Below are 23,486 nucleotides of genomic sequence, written 5' to 3' on the forward strand. Positions count from 1 at the left end.
GCAACAGTAAAAGACAACACAATAACGTGTGACGCATCCAACATTCCTCGTCGTGGGCCCGGTGCCATGAGACAAAACATGATCAGCACTTGCGGACGGCGATAACAGGTGATGCATGACAAGACAGAAAGCCGGCAGGAATCCCGTCATCACGAGATGCCTGCATGCCTGAAACGTGAATCAACAGGATCAACGGCATGCCCTGAGACCTGTGACGCAATTGAATGCCGTTCGCAGCAGGGTAGTGCATATTGCCGCAATCCGTATGCCATCGCCTCACAAGATAGACTAAAGCATCAGAAAATACTCAATGCAGCAGACGAGCATCACCGCTCAGGGTATCCAGATGCAGCGCCGGCCAATGCCCCGGACGCGCCCCCGGGAAATCCAGACTGGCCCAGGGTCCGGCCAATGGCGGCGCCGCCGTCAGCCACTGGATCAATACATCACGGAAGCCGCGCAGGAAGCTGTCACGCTGATCGGTATCGCCCATGAAGAAGGCATAGCCGGCGAACAGCCCGCGCGCATATTCCTTCCAGCTGCCGTAGTGTGCTCGCGCCATCGCATGGGCGCTGTCCAGATAGGCCGTGAAGGTGGCCGCATCCAGCCATCCCAGCTGACGGCCGGCAATCGCCAGATCCACCAGTTGCGCGATGTCCCAGGCTGCCATGTCCAGCTCATTGCAGCGGGCCTCGTTGTCACGCACACGGCGCAGGCGATCGAGGTGCACCTGCTCATCCTCGCCGCGTTCACCGCTCTCGAGCACATCGATCTCGTTGTCCAGACGCGCACGATTGAGGGTATAGGGGCCGTAATTGATCTGATATTCGTCCCGATCCCCGGCATCACGCAGGAAATCGAGGAAGCCGATCAGCATCTCGGCGTTGGCCAGACCATAATGACCTTCCAGCCAGCCGGTCAGTTCCTCGACTCCCCGACCATGCTCGACCATCGGCTCGCCCCAGCAGGGCGAATTGAGCGGGCCACTGAGTGCCAGCGCCGTGAAACGATCCAGACTGGGGCGCTCGCCGGGCTCCTGCCAGTCACTGGCGCGCCAGTCGAGCCAGTGGAACAGGCTGCCGGGGTCCTCGAGATGCCAGCGGATCTCGTTGACCAGCGGGTGGTCCTCAAGTTCCGGGACCGCGGATTCCCATACCGCCCAGGCCTCCAGCAGGCGGACGGCGTCCGGATAGAAGCGGCACAGTGCGCTGCGCAGGCGCTCGGCACACTGCGCCAGCTCACCGGCATCGAAATCGCGGCTGTCCTGCACCATCAGCAGATAGAACGCGTACTTCTCCGCCATCACGATGCTGGCAGGATGACGATGACAGACTGCCAGCCGCTGTCGCCGTTCCAGCTCGGCGCTATCGGCGCGACCGAAGGGCGTCTGAGGATCAGGCAGCCCACCCCGTGCGGCATCGGCCGCCAGCTGATTGAGGTGATGGGCCTGCGCCGGCAGCCAGAAACGCGCCATGCCGGCCACGCCATCGCGGGTATCCAGGGCCAGCGTCTCGTTGAGGTACTGACGCGCCTCTTCACGCCGCGCGTCCGCCACATCCGCAGGCAGCCCCTGACGATAGAGCAGGTCCGGCTCTCGAATGCTGGCAATGGCCAGTACCCAGTGGCGGCTGTCACTGCGCCATTGACGCATGGCGGTGCGGGAGCGATCCCGGATGGCCTCCGGCAGCAACGCGTGCAGCTCGCAGCGCAGCGGCGTCACCGGTGAGGCCATCAATGGCCGCCAGTCACTGTCGGTGGAGCCGGTGAGATCCGCCCCCTCGAACAGGCTGCGTCCGCGTTGATAGGCGCGCGCCACACCCTGCCAATCCGCGTAGCGACGTACCAGCAGGTCGATACCATGCGCGGCGAAGTCCTCGCCCTCCTCACGACTCAACCAGCCGGCACACAGACCGGCAAAGGCCAGATCCACCAGCCGCAGCCAGTCCCAGGCGGCAAATTCCAGTGGCTCACCACGATCCAGATACTGGAGCAGCAGCTCCCCGTAGGCCACGGGCGACGGGCCCTGTTCGAGACCCGCAGCGGCCGCCAGCTCCGCACTGGCCGCCGCATGTGCCGGGGTGCCGGCGAGACCCTGTGCCTTGCGCTCGGCCTCCTCGGAGGCGGCGTCAGACTCCAGCTCGTCGAGCCACTTGTCACGCTCATCCTGACTGGCCGACAGCATGCGCGCGCTGTCGATGTCCCAGCCGTAGCGATGCCCTTGCGAGGCCAGCCACAACAGCAGACGGATCAATTCGTCACGAGTGCGGATCGCCCAGGTATCACGCAGCCAGCGTTGCACGTCGGGCCAGTGACCCTGCGCATCGAAACCGCTGTCACTCGCCTCGCAGAGGCCGTCATCCGTCGACGTCAGTGTCGTCCCGCCGACCCAGGGCGCAAAGATGGCGCGCGCCATCCACACCCGGTCACGCTCACCCTGCGGCCACAGCTCGGTGGCGGGTACCGGCTGACGGCCTTCCAGCGCCTCCAGCAGACGCGGCCAGGTGACGCCCGCCTCTTCCTGCTCCAGCCGGGACAGCGCGAGACTGGCCTCGAAGAAGCCGTCATCGCCGCGTGTCCAGCCAGCATCGCTGCGCGAATGCGCCAGCGCCTTGAGCCAGTCATCCAGCGAGGTGAAACGTGATGCGATGGCCATGAGCAGTCGCACCAGCCAGGCACGCGTGCGCGCCTCGGACAGCCAGCCAGCCGTCCGCGCCAACGCCAGCAGCTCCAGCGCTTCCAGCTGACGCAGCGAGTCAGGCATGTCACTGGGGAACGCTTCCAGCAAGCGCCAGCCCAGCTCGCCGGCATCCGGCACTTCCAGCGCCTTGAGGCGCGCACGCGCCTCCTCGGATGTCCACACCGCTTCGGGTGTCGCACTGAAACGCCAACCGCACAACACCAGCTGCTGCCCCCACCAGGCACTCAGGGGTTCGACCAAGGCACACCTCACGACTCGACAGGTTTTGATGACGACGGGCCAGCAGCGGACCCTAAACACACCACTGGCGGCGCATAGTGTAACGGAAAGGCGCTGTTGGCGATGCCCCCATGCGGGATCGACTGCATCGCGATGACGCGTGAGAACACCGCTGACTCGCCAACGGCAGTGCGCCCGACGACAGGCGCTGTCATCGGGCGCACTGCATGCCTCAGTGCTTGCCATCAGTGCTTGCCATCAGTGGTTGGCATCACGGCATGGCACCCTCCCGGGAGGATGGCCATGGGGGACGTGACTACGCCGCCTCGTGCTTGCCTGCCGGAATACGGAACAGTGCACAGTAGGCCACCGGCAGCACGACCAGCGTCAGCAGCGTCGCGACGCCCAGACCGAAGACGATCGCCACCGCCATGCTCGAGAAGAAGGCATCCGAGAACAGCGGAATCATGCCCAGCATGGTCGTGATCGCCGCCATCGAGACCGGCCGCACGCGGCTGACCGCCGCCAGCATCACCGCCTGGAAGCGGTCCTCCTGTTCGGTCAGCTGCACGTTGATCTCCTCCACCAGCACGATGGCGTTCTTGAGCACCATGCCGACCAGGCTCAGGGTGCCCAGCAGTGCCATGAAGGTGAATGGCGCCCCGAACACGATCAACCCGCTGACGATACCGATCAGCGTCAGCGGCACGATGGACCAGATGGCCAGCGCCTGGCGCAGGTTGGAGAACAGCAGCACCGTGATCACGAACATCCCCAACAGCCCCATCGGCAGCGAGGAGAACAGCGCCTTCTGCGCATCGGTGGACGTCTCGTATTCACCGCCCCACTCCAGATGATATCCCTCCGGCAGCTCGATGGCCTCGACCTTGGGTCGGATGCGACTCAATACACTGGCGGCCGTCTCGCCGGACAGTGGCATCGGCTCCGCATAGACCGCCAGCATGCGCTCGCGATTGCGCCGCTTGATCAGGGGGTCACGCAGTTCGGCCTTGAGCGGGCCCATCACCGCCCCCGCCGGCACGTAGGTTTCCTGTTCGTCGCTCCAGACGTTGAGACTGGCCAAGGTGTCGAGATCAAAGCGCTGACGCTCCTCACTGCGCAACAGGATCGGGATCAGTTCGGAGCCCTCGCGATAGACGCCGACGCTCTCGCCATCACTGTTGATCAGCAATGCCTCATGCAATGCATCCCGCGTCACGCCGACACGCCGCGCCTGATCATCCAGGAACTCGGGTTCGATGCGATTGACGCGGTTGCGCCACGACAGGCGAATGCTGTCTGCCAGCGGCTCCTGCTCGAAGACGTCACGCACTTCGGCGGCCAGCTGGCGCAGTACCGCCGGGTCCTCGCCGTAGAGGCGCGCCTCGAGACTGGCCTTGGCGGACGGGCCGACCTGCAAGGCCTGCACCTTGTATTCCACCTGCGGATACTCGGCGCGCAACAGGCGTATCACCTCCTCCATGCGCGCTTCGCGGCTGTCGCGGTCCTCGGTCTCGACGATCAGCTGACCGAAGCTCGCGTAGCTGTCTTCCGGCGAGTAGGTCAGGGTGAAGCGCTGGGCACCGCCCCCGGTCACGCTGGTGACATGGTTGACGCGCTCCATCTTCAGCACCTGCTGCTCCAGACGCGAGACATGCCGTTCGGTCTCCAGCACATCGGTGCCTTCCGGCATCCAGACATCGACGAAGAACAGCGGTGTCGAGGCATCCGGGAAGAAGGCATTCTTGATCTGGCCAAAGCTCATCACAGCCACGACCAGCAGTGCCAGCGCCCCGCCCAGGGTCAGCCAGCGCAGACGGATCGCCCAGCCCAACAGGGTACGGAAGCCACGGAAGATCACGCCCCGGTAAGGGTCTTCATGCTCGGCGCCGTCCTTGTCGTTGCCCGATGTCTCACGCGCTTCGCGGAAGAACATGTCGAAGAAGAACGGGGTCAGCGTCAGGGCGGTGATCCAGCTCAACAGCAACGAGTAACACAACACCCAGAACAGCGAGCCGACGAATTCCCCGGTCGCATCCGGCGACAGACCGATGGGCGCGAAGGCGGTGATCGCGATCACCGTGGCCCCCAGCAGCGGCAGGCGATTCTGGTTGACCACCTCGAAGGCAGCCTGACGCTTGGTCTTGCCACGCTTGAGGCCGATCAGCATGCCTTCCGTGACCACGATGGCGTTGTCCACCAGCATGCCCAGCGCGATGATCAGCGCGCCCAGCGAGATCTTCTGCAGCTCGATGCCATGGATCGACATCATCACGAAGGTGCCGAGGATGGTGATCAGCAGTACCAGCCCCATCAGCACCCCGCTCTTGACGCCCATGAACAGCAGCAGCACCAGGATCACGATGCCGACGGCCTCGGCCAGATTGAGCAGGAAGCCGGAGACCGCCTCATCCACCACCTGCGGCTGGTGATAGACGGTGGTCAGCTCCATGCCCAACGGCATGCGCGATTCAAGCTCCCCCAGACGCTGGTCGACTCGCTCGCCGACCTCCACCACATTGACGCCGGAGGCAAACGAGATCCCCAGCGACAGAGCGGTCTCGCCATCGGTGTGATAGAGACGTGACGGCGATTCGGTGTACTCGCGGCTGACGGAGGCGATATCCCCGAGGCGGATCAGGCCGCCATTGCCGGGGCGACCGACCACGAGGCGCTCCAGATCCTGCACGCTCTGGAACTCCCCGCCCGGCTGCAATTCCAGCGACAGGCCGTTCTGACGGATACGACCGGCATTGCCGACCACGTTCTGGGCATTGAGCAGATTGGAGAGCTGGTCCGGCGAGATGTTCAGCGCCTGCATGCGATCACGGTCCAGCGCCACGATCACCTGCTCGCTGCGCGCGCCGACGATGGAGACCTTCTTCACGCCCTCCACCAGCGTCAGTTCGCGTTGCAGGAAATCGGCCTGATCCTCGAGATCATGCGCCGAGTAGCCCTCGCCACTCAGGTTGTAGAGCAGACCGAACACGTCACCGAAGTCATCATTGACCACCGAGGAGGAGCTGCCGGGTGGCAGGCTCGACTGGGCATCATTGATCTTGCGCCGCAACAGATCCCAGTACTGCTGCATCTCGCCTGCGCGCACGCTGCTCTCGAGTTCCAGCGTGATCTGCGAAAGGCCTGAACTGTTGACCGAACTGACACGCTTGAGATTGGGAATCTGCTGGATGGCCTTCTCCAGCGGCAGCGTGACCTCCTCCTCCACCTGCTTGGGGGTGGCGCCCGGATATTGGGTGATCACCACCGCATTGCGGATGGTGAACTCGGGAAACTCCAGCTGGCCAAGATTGAAGAATGACACCACGCCGCCCACCGACAGCAACAGCGTGACCATCCAGCTGATGACCTTGTGTCTCAGGAAGTAATCGACCATGGATCAGAGCCCCGCTTCCTTGACCCAGGGGCGCACAGGCTCCCCGGCTTGCATGCGGCTGGCACCCGCGGTCACCAGACGATCACCGGCATTCAACTCCCCCGTGATCACCAGCCCCTCCCCCGTGGCCTGAAGCACCTCGACGGGCACGGCTTCCACCGTCCCCTGCCCTGCCTTGTCCTTGTCCTCGACGTCCGGAGACGTCTCGGCGGCAGCAGAGCCGTCTTCCACATAACGCCACACCACGGCCTGCTGCGGGTCGGCATCGCGCATCACCACCGCTTCCACCGGGACACGCCATTGCCCCCCGGTGGCCCCCGTCAGCTGCTGCATGTCCAGCTCGACCGTCGCGCTCATGCCGGACAGCACGGTGATGTCCTGAGGCTCCGGCAGGGTCAGGGTGACCTGATAGCTCAGCGAGCCCTCACTGGCGCTGGTGTCATGCTCCTTGTAGCGCGCCGGATAGCGCTGTTCACCGCGACCGAAGCGTACCCAGGCCAGCGCTGCATCCTCCTGACGCCCGGCCATGGCACGCTCACGGTCGATGGCGCGCACCTGGCGTTCCGGCAGATTGAAGGTCACGTCGATCTGACCGGGCTGCTGGAGCACCGCGATGGTTTCCTGCGCCGTGACCACCTGATAGTTGTCCACCGGCACTCGGGCGATCACCCCGTCATAGGGGGCTTTCAGCTCGGTATAGCTGAGCTGGTCCTGCGCCTGGGAGTACTGGGCCTGTGCCGACTGGAATTCCGCCTGCGCCTCATCGAAGCGTGCACGGCTGATGGCGCCCTTCTCCACCGAGTACTTCATGCGCTTGTAGGTCGCCTGGGCGAGATTGAAGCTGGAACGGGCGTTGTTGAGCTGACTGCGGGCATCACGATCATCCAGCTGCGCGATCAGCTCACCCTGCGTGACCTCCTGGCCGGCCTGCACGTTGAGCTCACGCAGCTCACCGCCGATCCGGAACGAGAGATTGGAACGCTCGGAGGCCTCGACCACGCCGGGATAGCGCTGAATGACACCGCCCCCCTCATCCGACAATGACAGCAACTTGACCGGATGCACCTTCTGCTTCTTCAGCGGCGCCTCGGCCTCGCTGCAGGCCGAAAGCCCGAGGGCCAGCAGCAGACCGGCAAACAGCTGCAGGGCAAGGCCTCCGCGCCAGGCGGCGGGAGTACGCAGGTGTGGCTTGGCACCAGGTCGAAGTTTCATCAGCAGGCCCTTGAGTCATTGGAATGGAAAAGCACAAAACGAAGATCTGTCATCTGTCCGGCAATGCGTACGGCCGTGGCTCACGGTGCTGGATGACGAAGCGCTATCGCGTCCCAGGCCATCTCGAAGGCCTGGTCGAAGCAGGCATCACTGATGGCCGGCACCTGACAGCCCGAGCCCTGCAGCAGGCTGTAGATCGAACGAAACATGAACACCTCGATGAGAGCGATGTCGATCTGTTTCAGAATGCCGGTCCGCTGGCCCCGCGCGAAGGCTTCCAGCAAGGGCGCGGCCCGCTCCTGGTTGGCCACCTTCAAGGCGTCCCGCATATGCGAGGAGTGAAGAAACTGATCATGAAAGCGGAACAAGGCGGGCTGGCGGCGCCCCAGCATCACCAGGGCGTGCCACACCCGACACAGCGCGGACTTGAGCTGCCAGGCCGCGGGGGACATCGCGGGCGATGTGACCCGTGATACCTGCGCGTCCGGCTCGGCCTCGAAGGCATCAAGCGCCACCTCGATGATGCGACGGCTGACCTCGCTGAAGGTGGCCTCCAGCAAGTCGTCCTTGTCGCGATAGTAAAGATAGAGCGTTCCGGGGGACATGCCGGCAGCACGCGCGATGCGTGCCACGGAGGTCACGGCAAAACCATGCTCGGCCACCTCATGCAGAGTGGCTTCCAGCAGCGCCTGCTGCTTGTGTTCATCACGATGGCGCATGGCCTGTCTGCCTCTGGATCTGCTCAGGATGAGAATCCACACAAAATAAATGAACGTTCATTTATTTACAACCAGCCATTGCGCCAGCCGGCCCCCGCCTTGCCATGCAGACGGCGGCTCTGACACAGACACCACCAGGCCCCACCTGCCTCAGACCAGGCAAGGAAAAACGGACAAGGAAAAACAGGCAAAGAAAAAGCGCAGCTCAAGGAGCTGCGCTTGCACGATCAAGACGGGCAGACAGGGAGACGCGAAAACGTCAGCGCCTCAGCTCTCCGGGTCGATGATCGCGATGATATGGTCTTCCAGATCCTGCTGGCGCACCGAGGCCTCGGAGACGGCGAAGCGTGACACCGCGACACCGGCACGCTTGACGCTTCTGGCATCCCCGGTCAGCAGCGGATGCCATTCTGGCAGCTCACGGCCTTCATTCAGGCGGCGATAACCACAGGTTTCCGGCAGCCAGCGCAGCTTGCCCACCGTCTCGACATCCAGTGGGATGCAGCCCGGCACGCGTGTGGCGCGATTGGGGTAATCACGGCAGCTGACCTTGCGCACATCCAGCAGGCGACAGGCGACATCCAGTACCGCGATGTCGCCACTGTCTTCATCCTCGAATTTCAGCAGGCAGCATTGGCCACAGCCATCACACAGTGCCTCCCACTCGGCCGTGTTCAGCTCCGAAAGCGCATGCCGCTCCCAGAAACGCTCACGTTTTCCGCCGTCAGGTTGCGGAACATCACTCATCTTGCTCTCCTCGCCCTGCCGGGCAGCAGGGTCGGTCCAGTCGGTCTCGTCTGACGACGGGCAGTCGTCAGTAGTGCGTTTCCGGCGGCGTCACGCCAATCTCCTTGAGGAGATTTTCCTTGACCGGCGGCATCTGCAGGTAGAAGCCCTGCTCCCGGATCTTCTCCAGCACCGTGGTGCTGGCCACACGCGCCAGCGGCTTGTCGGCACGGATCAACAGCGTCATCAACGGCGCAGGCCTGCCGAAGATCTCCAGCAGGGACTCCGGCACATCCTTGAGACCTCGCGTCTTCTCGACGTACAGATACATCTCGTCCTTGCGGGCGCTCTTGTAGATCTCGCAGATCATCTTGTCATCAGTCATCGGGACCACCCATCACGTCATCTTGCAGCGCATGCGCGCATCAGCGTGCGCACGGGACACGAGCGCACGACGTCTCACATTGGTTACGTGATCGCCCCCGGCCATGCCGGAGGCAATCCTTGACTCATTCCGGCTGGAACGCCTTGGCGAGGCGCTCGGCCAGCAGCGCGCCGCGCCAGCCACCCGGCAACGGCAGCGGCTCACCTTCGTAGTCGGCGATCACCAGCGCTTCCATGTCGCGACGCTTGCCGAGAATCTCCGGCTTGAGGTCCTGGGCCTCGGCGACCGCGTTGACCTCACGCTTGAGGCGCTTCATGCGCGCCTTCCATTCCGGCGCCAACGGCGACGGCGGCACGCGCGGCAACTGGCTGTCATCGATCATCGCCACGTCCTTGAGAATTTCCAGCACGCTGTCGCCGATGCGCTTGATCTGCGGCGGGTGGAGCCCCTCGACCTTGGCCAGCTCGAAACGGTTGACCGGCAGACGCTCGCAAATGGCGAACAGCTGGGCATCTGCCAGCAGGCGCGAGCGCGGCACGTCACGCAGACGAATCTGGGCCTCACGCCACTCGCACAGGGACTGCCAGGCGGCCAGCCCACGCGGCGTGAGCTTCCACAGGCTGCGATGGCGCTTCCAGTACTCCGGGTCCGGCGTGGCACCCCCGCTGCTGCCCGGGGCACTGCAGTCCTCTTCCAGCCAGGCCATGCGACCCAGCTGATTCAGGGCCTCACGCTGCTGTGCCCAGACCTGCGGCAGGAACAGCACGTCCAGAGCGGCATAGTCACACTGCGCCTGACTCAGCGGACGCTTGAGCCAGTTGGAGCGCGTCTCTTCCTTGGGCACCGTGATGCCGGCCACACGTTCGACCAGACGCTGATAGCCCATGGAGGCCTCGCCACCCGTGAGCCCTTCGGCGATCTGGGTATCGATCAGCGGTGCCGGCGCCACGCCCGCCCAGCGCAGGAAGACTTCCATGTCCTCGCCGCAGGCATGCAGCAGCTTGAGCGGCCCCTCAGGACCCAGCAGACGCTTGAGCGCGTCACTGGCCGGCACCACCGTGGGGTCGATCAGGAAGATGCGCGGCGTCTTGCCATCCGCACCGGGCAGCTCACCATCGCGGGCCGCCATCAGCTGCACCAGTGCCGGAATCGGGAAGAAGGTGGACTCACGGATGAACTCGGTGTCCAGCGCCAACCAGTCGGCGCCCTCAAGTTCGGCACAGGCAGCGGCCAGCGCTTCGGGGGTCTCGACCCAGATGGCGTCGAAGTCTAGCTCTGACAGCAGTGCGGTGGCGGCGGATTGATCACTCATCTGCAAGAATATCTCATGGTGACTGGCTTGCCCGGGCAAGCGATAAATGAAGGGTGACGGGCACTCGCCAGACACCGGGCGGAAACGACGGCGGGCGTGGTGGTTCCTGACCACCACGCCCGCAGACGTGCTGCTGTTGTTGGCTTTCGGACGCTCTGCGTCAAGGACATGCCGCTGGCGAAACGCGACCGGGCGAACCCGACACGTTCAGATCTCGCCGAGGGTAAAGGGCAATCGGCCGCTGAAGGCACGACTCAGCGTACCACCATCGACATATTCCAGCTCGCCACCCATCGGCACGCCATAGGCCAGCCGTGTCAGCTTGAGGGGCTGCCCGCCATGCGCCACATCGCGAAGCTGCTCGGCGATGTAGTGCGCGGTGGCTTCACCCTCGACCGTCGGGTTGGTGGCCAGCACCAGCTCTTCGATCTGACTCTCGCGCACACGGGTTTCCAGCGCATCCAGGCCGATGTCCTCAGGCCCGATGCCGTCCAGCGGTGACAGGTGGCCATGCAGCACGAAGTAACGTCCCACGTAGCCACCCGCCCCTTCGATGGCAAGCTGGTCCGCGGGGGACTCCACCACGCACAGCACTCGCTCATCACGCCGAGGACTCAGGCACAGCTGACAGATCTCTTCTTCCGTCAGCGTCCGGCAGCGCGCGCAATAGCCGACACGCTCCAGCGCCTCGCCGAGTACACCGACCAGCCGGTCGGCCCCCATGCGATCACGCTCCAGCAGATGCAGCGCCATGCGCTGTGCGGTACGCGGACCGACGCCCGGCAGCACGCGCAGGGCATCCAGCAGCTGATCGACCAGCGGCGAGAATCCCATCAGAACGGCATCTTGAAGCCGGCCGGAAGGTTGAGACCCGCAGTCGCCTCTTCCATCTGCTTCTTGGAATTGACCTCGACCTTGCGCACCGCGTCGTTGACGGCAGCGGCCAGCAGGTCTTCCAGCAGTTCCTTGTCCTCTTCCATCAGGCTCGGGTCGACCTCGACGCGCGAGACGTCATGGCGCCCGTTCATGGTGATCTTGACCATGCCGGCACCGGCTTCGCCCTGGACTTCGGCCTTGGCCGCTTCTTCCTGGACCTTCTGCATGCGCTCCTGCATTTCCTGCGCCTGCTTCATGATGTTGCCCATACCGCCTTTTCCACCAAACATGGCTCACCTCATCAATGACGTGTTGTACATGAACTAACGATAAATGCTGTCTGCCAGCCGCGCCATCTGGCATGGCTGGCGTGGGGGCACATGCCCGCAAGCACGTCCCCCGGAATCCGGGAGCGTCACCGGTCGCGGTGACCGATGACGCTCGATCAGAAATTGTCCGGCTCGAAGGAGTTGACGCTTTCCTCGATCAAGCGCGCGCCCAATTGCTGCTCCAATGACTGGATATGCGGGTCAGCACGCAAGGCTTCAACCGCCCGCAGCTGACGCTCGCCCAGCAGACGAATGCGTCGGCTGTGAGGTGTCTCGAGACCCTCCGGCAGCGGGCCGACATTGATCTCGAGTTCCCGCACCACGCCCTGTCCTGCCAGCGCCTTGTGAATGCGCTCCCGGTGGACATCCGCCATCATCGCGGACTGGGCCGGGTCCAGCCTCAGCTTGAGGTGCGTGCCATCGTCGTGCTCGACCAGACAGTGCGCACCGATGTTGCGTGTGATGCCGCCAAGCCCCAGCGCCGGGAACAGCTCCAGCCACGCCGCGTGATTCAAGCGGCCATCACCACTCGGCGCATCGGATGGCGCAGGCGCTGATGCCTGAACCGGCGCGGGAGCCGCTGCCTCGACAGGCTTGGGCATGACCGGCTCAGACATAGCGGGCTCAGACATGGCGGGCTCAGACACGACCGGCGCAGCAGGCTCTGGTTGTGCTGGCGCTGACAATTCAGCAGACGTCGGCGCTGCTGTTTCAGCAGGCTCCGGTGCTGATGCTTCAGCGGGCTCCGGTGCTGATGCTTCAGCGGGCCCCGGTTCCGGTTTCGGCTCCGGTTCCGGCTCCGGTTGCGCCGAACCAAAGGCGGCGCTCAGGCGTGACATCGCCGAGCTGGGCGCAGCGGCTGCCTGTGCGGGCGCAGCCACCGGCTCCGACGGCTGCGGCGCTTGCGCCCCCGTGGCAGACATCGCCGGGGCTGGCTCGGCAGCCGGCGCTGACCCTGTCGCGGCCGATGTCTGGGGCTCATCTTGTGTCAGGTCGCGAAAGCCGGCATCCCGGGCGTCATGGGGAACGTCCTCCGTCGCCCAGGGGGGCGGCTCATCGGCCATCGGCGGCCGTGCTTCAGTCACCGGTGCGGCAGACTGCGCCGCGGCGGGAGCCACAGAGGCAGCCGGGGCCTGCTGTACCGGTGCTTCTTGAACAGGAGCCTGCTGAGCCGGAGCCTGCTGCGCGGACGCCTGTGGTGCCGGGACTTGAGCGGCGCCCTCCGGCTGGCCGGTCATCGGCAGCGGCGTCTGCGCCGGACGCGGCACGCCCTGCGGGCGGAAGGCCAGCATGCGCAGCAACGTCATCTCCAGCGCGGTGCGGGCATCCGGCGCATTGGCCATGTCGGCGCGACCCTGCAGGGCGATCTGGTAATAGAGCTGCACGTCTTCGCCAGTGAAGCGGCTGGCCAGCGCCAGCAGTGCATCACGGTCACCATGGCCGTTGTCCAGCGCGCTCGGCACCATCTGGGCGATCGCCAGGCGATGGAAGACGGAGGCCATGTCATCCAGCACACCGCCGTAATCCGGGCCCTGCTCGGCCAGCGTCGCGACCTCCGCCAGCAGACTCGCGGCGTTCAATTCCGCCAGACATTCCAGCAGCGCCAGCACATGACGGTGATCCAGGGTGCCCAGCATGGCGGCGACATCTTCGCGCCGCACCTGTCCATGGCCGAAGGCGATCGCCTGGTCGGTCAGACTCATGGCGTCACGCATCGAGCCATCGGCGGCCTTGCCGAGCAACCACAGCGCGTCTTCCTCGAAGCTGACTTCCTCACGCCCGAGAATGTCGGTGAGGTGCTCGACCACGCGGACCGGCGGCATGTTCTTGAGCGTGAACTGCAGACAGCGCGACAGGATGGTGACCGGCAGCTTCTGCGGGTCGGTGGTCGCGAGCAGGAACTTCACGTGGGGCGGCGGCTCTTCCAGCGTCTTGAGCAGCGCATTGAAACTGTGGGTCGACAGCATGTGCACCTCATCGATGAGGTACACCTTGTAGCGTCCCTGGGTCGGGGCGTACTGGACGTTGTCCAAAAGCTCACGCGTGTCCTCGACCTTGGTCCGCGAGGCGGCGTCGACTTCGATCAGGTCGACGAAGCGCCCCTCGTCGATCTCGCGACAGGTGCCACACACGCCGCAGGGTCTGGAGCTGACACCCTCCTCGCAGTTCAGACACTTGGCGAGAATGCGCGCCAGCGTCGTCTTGCCGACACCGCGAGTCCCGGTGAACAGATAGGCATGGTGCAGGCGCCCCTGATCGAGGGCATTGACCAGCGCACGGCTGACATGCTCCTGACCGATCAGTTCGTGAAAATTGCGCGGGCGCCACTTGCGCGCCAATACCTGATAGCTCATTGAGCGAGGCATTCCTTGGGTGATCTGAAACATGAGCGGAAAGCCTGCACGACCCGGATAAGCGTCACCACCGACAGTCGACAGACGGAGACCGATGACGCGGCCTCGCTGAGAATGCGCTCATTCTAGCGACTTGCCGAGTGGCTTCAAAGCACGTAACCACTTGTGCAACGGGATTGCTGTCTCCAGGCCCGCATGACGGGCCCGACGGCGGAACATGACAGTCGAACATGACGATCAAACATGAGGATCGCACACGGGTGTTGGTCATAGATGCCGAACGCGGGTGTTGAACATAAGCGCCGAACAGGGAAGCCAAAGGCACAAGACGGACACAACAAGACGCCCGACAGGGCATGGCAACGTACGAAGGAGTCGATCAGGGGACTTGCGGGGGAACACGTAGACGTGGCATTTCAGGCATGCGGATCTTTGCTGCCCTGAAATGGAGGCGGCCCCATCAGCCACATCCCGGCACACGCGTCAGCCACTACCGTTGCTCCCTTCCGGGCCTGGCGGGGTTTGCAGCCTAGCATTGCGGGAGGACCAACAGGGCCACCACAGACATGATCAATCGGTGAACTACCGAGCCAATCGCTTGAACTTCAAGCACTTGGCGTGATCAAGGCGCACACTATAACAGCGTGCTGCCGCCCTCACAAGAGGGGATGTCGCAGCGCCTCAATCCCCCTTCCTCTCATCGCACGCCTCGCCGTCAGGTACCGGCGCACGCTTCCGGAAATGGCGCACCATCAGCGGTAGCGCCAGCATCAATACGATCATGCGCAGAAGGTGATGAAAGGCGACGAAGACGGGATCGAGATCCAGCGCCACCGCCAGCAGTGCCATCTCGCCGATCCCGCCCGGTGCCAGTGCCAGAAAGGCCACATCGCGCGGCACGCCCATTGCCTGATGGATCACTTCGGCGAAGCCACCCAGTACCGCAAGCGCGATCAGTGTCGCGACACCCGATTGCCCCATCAGCCCCGCCAGTCTGGCGGGCGACAGCCCCTTGAAACGTGCCCCGATGGCGCAGCCCAGCACCAGCTGCATCACATCCGTTCCCCATATCGGGGGCGCAAAGCGCACCACCTCGGCCAATGAGAACGCCATCGCCACTAGCAATGGCCCCAGCAACGCGGCATTCGGCAAGCGCAGGCGCCTGCCCAGAGGCAACAGCAACGGCAACGTCAGTACCAGCCACAGCCCGCTCACCGGCGGGTCGCCTACCCCGTCCGCTCCACCGCCTCCCTCCAGCAGCCAGTAGAGCGGCGGCAGGATGAGTATCACCAGCAGCACGCGCAGCGACTGGGCCACCGCGATACGCTGGGCATCGCCGCCACTGCGCTCCCCGATGATCACCATCGCCGTCAGCACCCCGGGCACCGAGGCGAACCAGGCACTGGTGGCATCGAAGCCGCAGCGTCGATACCAGGCGGCACAGGCCAGTGTCGAGGCCAGCACGCCGAGCAACAGCAATGTCCCCGACAGCCACCAGCTGGCAAGGTGCGAGACCAGCTCCGGCGACACTCGCGCTCCCAACGTCAGACCCAGCACCCCGAGAAACAGGCTGCGCAATCGCTCCGGCACGGCGAGTGTCAGCCCGGCCATGGCACCGAGCAGATTGGCGACCAACGGCCCCAGCATCCACGCCAGCGGCATGCCGGTCAGCTGGAAGAGGCTGCCTCCCGCCACGCCCAGCGCCAGCGAGACCGCCAGCGATTTCCACTGATCGTTATCCACGGATGGAGTCCTGAAGCGCTGTCTGACAGCGCGCGCGAACGAGATGAATGACATTCCGACATCCTTGTCAGCGGCACGAGGGGAGCCTGTGATGATACGCTAGCCACATGGCTTGTTGCCCTGATGATCCTACCGTGAATCGTGGTGCCTTCGGCAGCCACCTGAACGGGAATACCGTGCATCTCCCGGAGCCCGGATGACCCCCACGCAATCGACACCTTCCACATCTTCCCGACAGACGCCGTCACTGCTGCTGGTGGAGGACGACGCACTGCTCTCCAGTACCCTGCACAGTGTCTTTATCAGCGAGGGACTCGACGTCACGCACCTGGCCGATGGCAGCGCGGCGCTGGCGCGACTCTCGCCAGGACAGCCGCACGGCTTCGCGCTGGTCGTGCTGGATCTCAACCTGCCCGGCGCCTCGGGGCTCGAGATACTGGCCGCCCTGCGTAAGCACGATCGCCATACCCCGGTCCTGATTCTCACCGCCCGCGGCGCCATCGAGGATCGCGTACGCGGACTGGATCTCGGTGCCGACGACTACCTCGCCAAGCCCTTCGTGCTCGATGAACTGGAAGCCCGCGTGCGCGCTCTGCTGCGTCGTCATGCCAATCATCAGGCCAGCCAGGCCACGCATCAGGGCCGGGCGCTCGAACAGCGACTGGTGGTGGGCAGTCTGGCCTTCGAGCCGCTGAATGGTCGCTTCCTGCTGGCCGAGGCACCGCTGTCACTGCCCCCGCGCGAGCAGCGTCTGCTTGGCTGCCTGATCCAGCACGCCGGTGAGCCGGTGGACAAGGCCCGCCTGACCCGCGAGGCCTTCGGCGAGCAGGAGGCAGTCGGCGACAACGCCATCGAGGTCTATGTCCACCGCCTGCGCAAGCGCCTGGACGGCAGCGACGTCAGTCTGCGCACCATTCGCGGCCTCGGCTATCTGCTGGAACAGGCCCCGGCGGAGAGCCGGACTCCTTGAGCGCGCTCGACTCACACCAGGCCACGGCATCCCCACAGCCACCACGCGATGCCCAACAGCCCGTCAGTCTCTATCGTCGTCTGCTGAGCTGGCTGCTGATCCCGCTGCTGGCCCTGGGCACCCTGTTGCTGGTGCAGGCCTTCCTGTCCGCGCGTGAAGCCGCGGACCGCGCCTATGATCGTCTGCTGGAAGCCTCGCTGGTGACCATCGCCGAGCAGGTCAAATGGCAGGATGGTCAGCTATGGCTCGACCTGCCGCCGGCAGCCCTGGAAATGCTGGCCACCGATGCCCAGGAGCGGGTCTTCTACAGCCTGGTGGACGCCGATGGCGAGCAGGTCACGGGCAACACGCGGCTGCCCGATGCACGAAGCGAGGCCGGCACACATGGCACGCGGGACGAGATGGCGGGACGCAGTGGCGAACTGGCCTTTCGCGACATCGCCTGGCAGGGGCAGGCACTGCGCCTGGGCACGCTCGAAACCCGCCTCGGTGGCTGGGGTGATGACCCGCGTCATGGCCAACGCTTCAGCATTCGTGTCGCCCATACCCGCGAAGGGCGCGATGCGCTGACCCAGGAGCTGTACCGTGGCTCGCTGGTGCGCCTGGCAGGCATGGCCATTCTGGCCCTGATGGTGGTGCTGGTGGGCGTGCGCATGGCGCTTGCGCCCCTCACGCGGCTGCGGCGAGCCATCCGCGAACGCGACCCGCGCAGCCTGGCGGCCTTGCAGCTGACGCTGCCGCGCGAGCTTGAGGAACTCAAGCATGCCCTCAATGAGCTGCTGTCCCGCATGCGCCGGGTCCGTGCCAATCAGGAGCGCTTCATCGGCGATGCCTCCCATCAGTTGCGCACGCCCCTGGCCGGTCTCTCCGCGCATGCCGAACTGGCCCTGCGCCAGCAGGACCCGAGCGCCTGGCACGCGGCACTGGCACAGATGCAGGCCACCGCCAGCCACACCGCCCACCTGGCCAATCAGCTGCTGTCGCTGACACGCCTCAACAATCCGGAAGTGCAACCTCCTCGGGTGCCGCTGGAGCTCTCGAGCCTGGTGCGCGACACGGTCAGCCGTCATTTCCTGCGCTGTGATCGCGCCGGTGTGGATCTCGGCCTCGAGATCGCGCCGGACATCGACCATGCCGCCTGGACGCCGGGTGTGGACTGGCAACTGCAGGAGGCGCTGGCCAACCTGATCGACAACGCCTGCAAGCATGGCGCGCGGGTAGTGACCGTGACGCTGAGCCGCGAGCACGCGATACCCGCCAGCGGAGAAGACGCGGCACGTGAATCGGCCACGCCAGGCCGTCTGCGCCTGAGCGTCGAGGATGATGGCCCGGGCATCACGCCGGAGCGGCGTCTGCTGGTGCTGCGCCCCTTTCATCGCCATGCCCGGGCAGACCAGCACCCGGCCGCCCAGCCGATGTCCGATGCCTCAGGCGGCCAGACACCCGAGCAGAGTGGCGCAGGGCTCGGGCTTGCCATCGTCGATGGCATTGCCCGCCACCACGATGCCCGGCTGTCATTGGAGGCCTCCGACCCTGCCCCCGCTGATGGCGCTCGGCCGGGACTGCGCGTGAGCTTTCACCTGCTGCCCTGCCCGCCTCCCGTGACCGCCACTGCCCCAGCCTCACGCGAGGCATCGACCGGCCCCAAGGGGGATGCATGTTGAGAACGCACCGCTGCTGGGCCGCCGTGCTCACCGTCGTCGGGCTGGCCATCGCGTCGTTGTGCTCGGCACAGGACACCGCGAGCTTCGACCCGCAACTCGATGAGCATCAGGCACTCTGGCTCAAGGCAGGAGAGCCCGTGGCCGCGCAGGCTGTCCAGTCCGGGGAAGAGGCGGATCTGGTGATCCATGCGGCGCTGGATCTGCCCGAGATTCGTCCGCTGCTGCAACGCTACAGCCGCGAACACCCCGGGATGCTGCTGCATTACGTCAATCGCTCCGCGCTGGCGCTGGAAGCCCGCTATCTGGCCGCCCCCCTGACTCCTCGGGCCGACCTGATGATCTCCTCGGCCATGGGCCTGCAGTACCGTCTGGCCAATGGCGGCCATGCACGCCCGCTGCAAGCCGCGAACCTGACAGGCTGGCCCGAGAGCTCACGCTGGCGCAATGAGCTGTTCGCCATGAGCTTCGAGCCCATCGTGATGGTGGCGCGCCGCGATGCGCTGAAACGTCTGGCCGACAGCGAAGGACTGCGCGACCCTCGCGATGCCCTGCGCAGTCATCGGGATCTCTGGCACCTGCTGGAGACACGCCGGGAGCTGCTGCGCGGTCGCGTGATCACCTACGACCCGCGTCGCAGCGGCTCCGGCTTCACCTATGCCGTCTCCGATGCCCGTCAGTCGCCTCGCTACTGGACACTGGTGCGCGCCATGGGTCAGGCCGATGCACGGCTGGTGACCACCACCGGCGCCATGCTCGAGGCACTGGCCAACGGCGAGGTGGATATCGCCTACAACCTGGTCGGGCCCTATGCCATCTCCTTTGCCCGCGCGCACCCTGAGCTGCTGGTGATCGTGCCGGAAGACTACGTGCTGATTCAGCGCCGACTGGCGTTCGTGCCGCGCCAGGCACCGCATGGTGATGCCGGCGAGGCATTTCTGGACTGGTGGTTGAGTCTTGAGGGCCAACAGGCGGTGGCCAATGACAGCGATCTGGGCGCATTGCATCCCGAGGTGAGCGGTGACGGCAGCGCGCGCGATCTGCGTGAACGTCTCGGCAACGCGCTGCGCCCCATCGAGATAGGCCCCGGCCTGCTCGCCACCCTCGACAGGCTCAAGCAGGCCAGCTTCCTGAGCCGCTGGGCGCTGGAGTTTCGGGCTCCGGCGCCCGGGCCCAGGTCTGGCTCTGAGCCTGCGTCTGAGTCTGAGTCTGAAACCAGGCCTGCGCCTGAGACTCAAGCAACACCGGCCTCACCGGCAACGCTCGACGACTAGCGGCCGCCGCCATCTCCCCCGTCGCCGTCCGTCGCGTCGGGCGCGGATTCGCGCAACCCGGCATCTTCACGGCCGCCCACGCCGGTGGTCGGCTTGCGACGAGCGATCAAGGCGCCGCCCTCACGATGTTCGCTGCTTGACGGTGCGTCTCCCGTCTCGGCTCCAACGCTTTCCGGCGAGCCGCTGGCCGCTCTGAGCGGCTCGCCCGTGGCCGCTCGCTGCTCGATGAGACGCTCGGTGCCATCCTGACGATGCAGCCAGACATCCATCTGCTGGAAGGCCACCTTGAGACCGTTCTCGCGGAAGCGTGCATCGACCCAGCGATTGATCTCGTCTGTCGCATACAGACGGTCGGTAAGGTCGTTGACGTAGATGCGCAGCTCGAAGCCGAAGTTGTCCTTGTTGTAGCTCAGACAGAACACCAGAGGCTCCGGGTCCTTGAGCACCCGCCTGTTCTCCTGGGCGGCCTGCATCAGCAGGCGGTGCGCCAGATCCAGATCACTGCCATGGGCGACGCCGAAGTTGAGCACCACCCGCGTCACGTTGTCCGAGAGTGACCAGTTGATCAGCTGGTCGGTCACGAACACCTTGTTGGGAATGATGATCTCCTTGCGGTCGAAATCCGTCACCGTGGTGGCACGGATACGGATACGACTGACCGTCCCGTGCAGATTGCCGATGGTGATGGTGTCGCCGATGCGTACCGGGCGCTCGAACAGGATGATCAGGCCCGAGATGAAGTTGGCGAAGATCTCCTGCAGACCGAAGCCCAGGCCGACACTCAACGCCGCCACCAGCCACTGCAGCTTGTCCCAGCTGACGCCCATGCTGCCCAGTGTCATCACGAAGCCCGTCGCCATGATCACGTAGGACAGCAGCGAGGTGATGGCATAGCTGGACCCCTGCTTGAGTTCGAGCCGCGACAGGATCGAGACCTCCAGCAGGCCCGGCAGGTTGCGCGCCATCATCACCGCGACCCCGAGAGTGACCAGCGCCGCGATCAGATCCGCCAGCGAGATGGGGGTCGCGGAATCTCCCTCGGCCGAGGCGGCGATCTCCCAGACCACGACGCTGTCCAGGTAGCTGAGCACATTGAGCAGATCCGCCCAGACCAGATAGAAGATGAACATGAAGCTGATGACCAGAATCAGCTTCGACAGGCGCAGCGACTGGGAATTGACCTGCTCCATGTCCAGCGGCGGCTCCTCGACCACCTCGACGCCGCCCTCCGCGCCTTCCTGCACCTGGGCTCGCCGACGCGCCACGGCACGTCGATACGCCAGACGGCGCGCCGCGACTGCCAGCCCGCGCACCACGGTGGCCTCGACCAGAATCCAGGCACCGAACAGGAACAGCGTGGTGATGAAGCGTCCACTGAGGCGCAGTGCCGTGTACTCATACCCCAGGCAGATCAGCACGCCCAGCGCCACCGGCACCATGGCCATGGCCAGCCCCAGAATCAGGCGGAACAGCTTGAGACCGAAGAACGGCACATGCGCCAGGATCAACCGCGAGAGACAGAAGCTCATCGCGCATAGCCCCGAGAATAGGATCAGCAGACCCAACGGGCGCTCCAGCAGATTGAGATCCGCCTCGCTGATGATGTTGGTGGTCAGGATGACCGGCAGCAGCGCGCAGCCCAGCCACCACAGATGGCGGCGCAGCTCGGCCACGTAGTTGGCGGGCCACTGGAAGTGACGCTCGGCCACGCCGTCCTTGACCAGCAGGCGCCGGAAGATGGCGAAGATCCCCCATGCCAGCGCCAGCTTGAGCAGCGCCTGGCCCAGCGCCCACAGCATGACGCCCTCCCCCAGCGACAGCACGCTGCCGATCAGTGCCAGCGCGAGTGCACCGGGGATCGCCAGCATCACGTTGAGCAGGATCGCCCGCGGAGTGTGCAGCTGGGTGTCCTGCTTGAGGCGGCCTATCTGGGCATGCAGGTCCGCCAGGCGCGATCGGATGTGCGAGCGCTTCCAGGTGATGAAGATCAGCAACAGCAGCCCCGGCAGCGCCACCCACAGATCATTGAGCTGGAAGCCCTTGGACAGCCCCGCCACCACGCCGCGCCATACGGTGGGCTTGAGCTCGTCCGCCAGCATTTGTGGAGTACGCGACAGCCAGTCCAGGTCCAGAGGCTTGCCGTTGGCGACCCAGAAGAGCTGCTCCTCGATGGTCTGACGCAGACGTCCGGAGACTTCGAGCAACTGCTGCTGGTTGAGCTGCAGATCAATGGCGCGCGCCAGCAGGCTGTCATATTCCTTGTCGAGCTTGTCGACCAGCTCCTTGCGGGCCTCCAGCTGGCGAGTCAGCGCCTGACGCAGCTCGGAGCTGACCGTCTGGGCATCGGCGTTGCCGCCGGGGCGCTCCAGCGCGGCGCTTTCGCTCAGCACTTCGCTTTGCAGATAGTGCGGAATGTCCGCGAGCTGTTCGCGCACCTTGTTGAGTTCGAACTGCTTGAGGCGCAGATCGGCGATCTCTTCCTTCAGGTCCTGACGCACGTCAACCTTGGGCAGATGACTCTGTTGCTCACGCAGGATACGGGCCAGCAGCACGCTGCCCTTGATGGCCTCGATCTGCTCGCTCATGGTGCGCTCGACCTGGGTGACGCGATCCAGCTGGGTGCGCACCTCGAGACCATCGCGGATCACGGCGTTGACGCGATCCGTGATCGCCAGCAGCTGGCTGCTGAGTTCACGGTTGCGACTCAAGACCTGCTGGAAGATGGGGTTGCTGGCCAGCTCGGCATTCTCGCCGCTGGTGGCCTCCGCGATGGTCTGCTCGGACTGGTCTCGCCGCTTGGCGTTGACCAGGCTCTGCACCACCTTGAGGTCCTGCTCGAGAGTCTCGATACGTCGGCTGTAGAGCGTCTTGCGTACCTGCGCCAGCTCTCGCAGCTGCGAACTGGAGTTGAGCTCGGTGTGGCTGAGCTCGCCACGTGCCTCGGCCAGGGCCAGACGCGCCTCCAGCAGGTCTCGGCCCGTGCCGGTCAGTGCCTGGCTGTCGCTGCCGGAGAGCTGGGTCTGCAGGCGCTGCACCTGCTGCTGGGCATCCGCCAGGGTCGAACGAGAGCGCTCCGGCAGACTCTGGGCATTGATGAGGCGCCGATTGGTACTCGCGAGCTTGTCCTGCAGGCTCTGGAGCTCGTCCAGGATACGCGTCATGCGCGCATCCAATGCCTCCACCGATTCCTCGGCGAGACTCGCTTCGTCGAGCTGACTGGTGCTGTCGCGAGGCAGGCTCGCCAGCGCTGCCTGGGCCTCGGCCAGATCACCCGGCGCCGTCTTCACCTCGGCCTTGATGTCCTTGAGGTTGCTGTTGGCCTCACCGAGATCATCGAGTACCGTCAGGGTTTCCTTGAGATCCGCGATCCGCTGGCGTGTCTCCGCGTCAGGCTTCTCGACGCTCTGCAGGTCCTCCAGCTGGCCCTGCACATCGCTGCGCTCCACGACGGCCTGTGCCATGCCGGGCAAGGCGCACAGCAGCACGACAAGCATCATCACGATCCATCGCGTCGTCGCTCTCAAGGAATTCATGCCTGACACATCCATCTCCTCACCCGCATCGTTACCAGAGGCAGACCTCTCGGGGTCCACGATGCCTGCATTGTCAACTGA

Annotated in this window: 15 protein-coding genes and 1 other RNA gene; 3 read left to right on the forward strand and 13 right to left on the reverse strand. The window is 65.0% G+C overall.

Annotated elements, in window-relative coordinates:
• Positions 1-307: 307 nt before the first annotated feature.
• The 12 genes from QD172_RS08120 to QD172_RS08175 form a co-directional block, all read right to left on the reverse strand.
• Positions 308-2,938 carry a YbeU/YbeR family protein gene (locus QD172_RS08120; protein ID WP_271303146.1) on the reverse strand — a complete coding sequence of 877 codons (2,631 nt, stop codon included), beginning with the start codon at positions 2,936-2,938 and terminating at the stop codon, positions 308-310.
• 295 nt (positions 2,939-3,233) lie between these two features.
• The gene (locus tag QD172_RS08125) at positions 3,234-6,311 is read right to left on the reverse strand and encodes an efflux RND transporter permease subunit (RefSeq protein ID WP_279855424.1); all 3,078 of its coding nucleotides are present in this window, start codon (positions 6,309-6,311) and stop codon (positions 3,234-3,236) included.
• Positions 6,312-6,314: 3 nt separating this feature from the next.
• On the reverse strand, positions 6,315-7,523 hold the full coding sequence (locus QD172_RS08130; protein WP_279855425.1) for an efflux RND transporter periplasmic adaptor subunit: 1,209 nt from the start codon (positions 7,521-7,523) through the stop codon (positions 6,315-6,317).
• 80 nt (positions 7,524-7,603) lie between these two features.
• A complete protein-coding gene (locus QD172_RS08135) occupies positions 7,604-8,242 on the reverse strand; it encodes a TetR/AcrR family transcriptional regulator (protein ID WP_279855426.1) in 639 nt (212 codons plus the stop codon).
• Between the two features lie 267 nt (positions 8,243-8,509).
• Positions 8,510-8,989: a YcgN family cysteine cluster protein gene (locus tag QD172_RS08140; protein ID WP_077375429.1), complete on the reverse strand. Its 480-nt coding sequence runs from the start codon at positions 8,987-8,989 to the stop codon at positions 8,510-8,512.
• Between the two features lie 67 nt (positions 8,990-9,056).
• On the reverse strand, positions 9,057-9,353 hold the full coding sequence (locus tag QD172_RS08145) for a YcgL domain-containing protein (RefSeq protein ID WP_077375431.1): 297 nt from the start codon (positions 9,351-9,353) through the stop codon (positions 9,057-9,059).
• Positions 9,354-9,477: 124 nt separating this feature from the next.
• The gene (rnd, locus tag QD172_RS08150; RefSeq protein ID WP_084207963.1) at positions 9,478-10,665 is read right to left on the reverse strand and encodes a ribonuclease D; all 1,188 of its coding nucleotides are present in this window, start codon (positions 10,663-10,665) and stop codon (positions 9,478-9,480) included.
• Between the two features lie 207 nt (positions 10,666-10,872).
• On the reverse strand, positions 10,873-11,499 hold the full coding sequence (gene recR / locus QD172_RS08155; RefSeq protein ID WP_077375437.1) for a recombination mediator RecR: 627 nt from the start codon (positions 11,497-11,499) through the stop codon (positions 10,873-10,875).
• The gene (locus QD172_RS08160) at positions 11,499-11,831 is read right to left on the reverse strand and encodes a YbaB/EbfC family nucleoid-associated protein (protein ID WP_077375440.1); all 333 of its coding nucleotides are present in this window, start codon (positions 11,829-11,831) and stop codon (positions 11,499-11,501) included. Before QD172_RS08160 ends, recR begins: the two co-directional genes overlap by 1 nt.
• Positions 11,832-11,986: 155 nt before the next feature.
• Positions 11,987-14,224: a DNA polymerase III subunit gamma/tau gene (gene dnaX / locus QD172_RS08165; protein WP_279855427.1), complete on the reverse strand. Its 2,238-nt coding sequence runs from the start codon at positions 14,222-14,224 to the stop codon at positions 11,987-11,989.
• A gap of 455 nt (positions 14,225-14,679) precedes the next feature.
• An RNA gene (gene ffs / locus QD172_RS08170) (signal recognition particle sRNA small type) lies at positions 14,680-14,776 on the reverse strand.
• A 129-nt stretch (positions 14,777-14,905) separates the two neighbouring features.
• Positions 14,906-15,967 carry an AbrB family transcriptional regulator gene (locus QD172_RS08175; protein WP_279855428.1) on the reverse strand — a complete coding sequence of 354 codons (1,062 nt, stop codon included), beginning with the start codon at positions 15,965-15,967 and terminating at the stop codon, positions 14,906-14,908.
• A 196-nt stretch (positions 15,968-16,163) separates the two neighbouring features.
• Here QD172_RS08175 and QD172_RS08180 point away from each other — a divergent pair, with 196 nt between their 5' ends.
• The 3 genes from QD172_RS08180 to QD172_RS08190 are packed head-to-tail and all read left to right on the forward strand — an operon-like array spanning position 16,164 to position 19,872.
• On the forward strand, positions 16,164-16,937 hold the full coding sequence (locus QD172_RS08180) for a response regulator transcription factor (RefSeq protein WP_279855429.1): 774 nt from the start codon (positions 16,164-16,166) through the stop codon (positions 16,935-16,937).
• Positions 16,934-18,601: a sensor histidine kinase gene (locus QD172_RS08185; RefSeq protein WP_279855430.1), complete on the forward strand. Its 1,668-nt coding sequence runs from the start codon at positions 16,934-16,936 to the stop codon at positions 18,599-18,601. Before QD172_RS08180 ends, QD172_RS08185 begins: the two co-directional genes overlap by 4 nt.
• Positions 18,595-19,872, forward strand: a complete 1,278-nt coding sequence (locus QD172_RS08190) for an ABC transporter substrate-binding protein (protein WP_279855431.1) — start codon at positions 18,595-18,597, stop codon at positions 19,870-19,872. The genes QD172_RS08185 and QD172_RS08190 overlap by 7 nt, the downstream gene beginning before the upstream one ends.
• Here the strand turns inward: QD172_RS08190 and mscK are convergent.
• On the reverse strand, positions 19,869-23,405 hold the full coding sequence (mscK, locus tag QD172_RS08195; RefSeq protein WP_254696554.1) for a mechanosensitive channel MscK: 3,537 nt from the start codon (positions 23,403-23,405) through the stop codon (positions 19,869-19,871). The genes QD172_RS08190 and mscK overlap by 4 nt on opposite strands.
• Between the last annotated feature and the right edge of the window lie 81 nt (positions 23,406-23,486).

This window comes from Cobetia sp. 10Alg 146 (assembly GCF_029846385.1).
Lineage (GTDB): Bacteria > Pseudomonadota > Gammaproteobacteria > Pseudomonadales > Halomonadaceae > Cobetia > Cobetia marina.

What these genes read in the sequence shown, in the direction of transcription:
- QD172_RS08140 (WP_077375429.1), bottom strand. Translation starts at nt 8,989, where the DNA reads ATGAGTGATGTTCCGCAACCTGACGGCGGAAAACGTGAGCGTTTCTGG.
- QD172_RS08130 (WP_279855425.1), bottom strand. Translation starts at nt 7,523, where the DNA reads ATGAAACTTCGACCTGGTGCCAAGCCACACCTGCGTACTCCCGCCGCC.
- dnaX (WP_279855427.1), bottom strand. Translation starts at nt 14,224, where the DNA reads ATGAGCTATCAGGTATTGGCGCGCAAGTGGCGCCCGCGCAATTTTCAC.
- mscK (WP_254696554.1), bottom strand. Translation starts at nt 23,405, where the DNA reads ATGAATTCCTTGAGAGCGACGACGCGATGGATCGTGATGATGCTTGTC.
- recR (WP_077375437.1), bottom strand. Translation starts at nt 11,499, where the DNA reads ATGGGATTCTCGCCGCTGGTCGATCAGCTGCTGGATGCCCTGCGCGTG.
- QD172_RS08135 (WP_279855426.1), bottom strand. Translation starts at nt 8,242, where the DNA reads ATGCGCCATCGTGATGAACACAAGCAGCAGGCGCTGCTGGAAGCCACT.
- QD172_RS08180 (WP_279855429.1), top strand. Translation starts at nt 16,164, where the DNA reads ATGACCCCCACGCAATCGACACCTTCCACATCTTCCCGACAGACGCCG.
- QD172_RS08190 (WP_279855431.1), top strand. Translation starts at nt 18,595, where the DNA reads ATGTTGAGAACGCACCGCTGCTGGGCCGCCGTGCTCACCGTCGTCGGG.
- QD172_RS08145 (WP_077375431.1), bottom strand. Translation starts at nt 9,353, where the DNA reads ATGACTGATGACAAGATGATCTGCGAGATCTACAAGAGCGCCCGCAAG.
- QD172_RS08160 (WP_077375440.1), bottom strand. Translation starts at nt 11,831, where the DNA reads ATGTTTGGTGGAAAAGGCGGTATGGGCAACATCATGAAGCAGGCGCAG.
- rnd (WP_084207963.1), bottom strand. Translation starts at nt 10,665, where the DNA reads ATGAGTGATCAATCCGCCGCCACCGCACTGCTGTCAGAGCTAGACTTC.
- QD172_RS08125 (WP_279855424.1), bottom strand. Translation starts at nt 6,311, where the DNA reads ATGGTCGATTACTTCCTGAGACACAAGGTCATCAGCTGGATGGTCACG.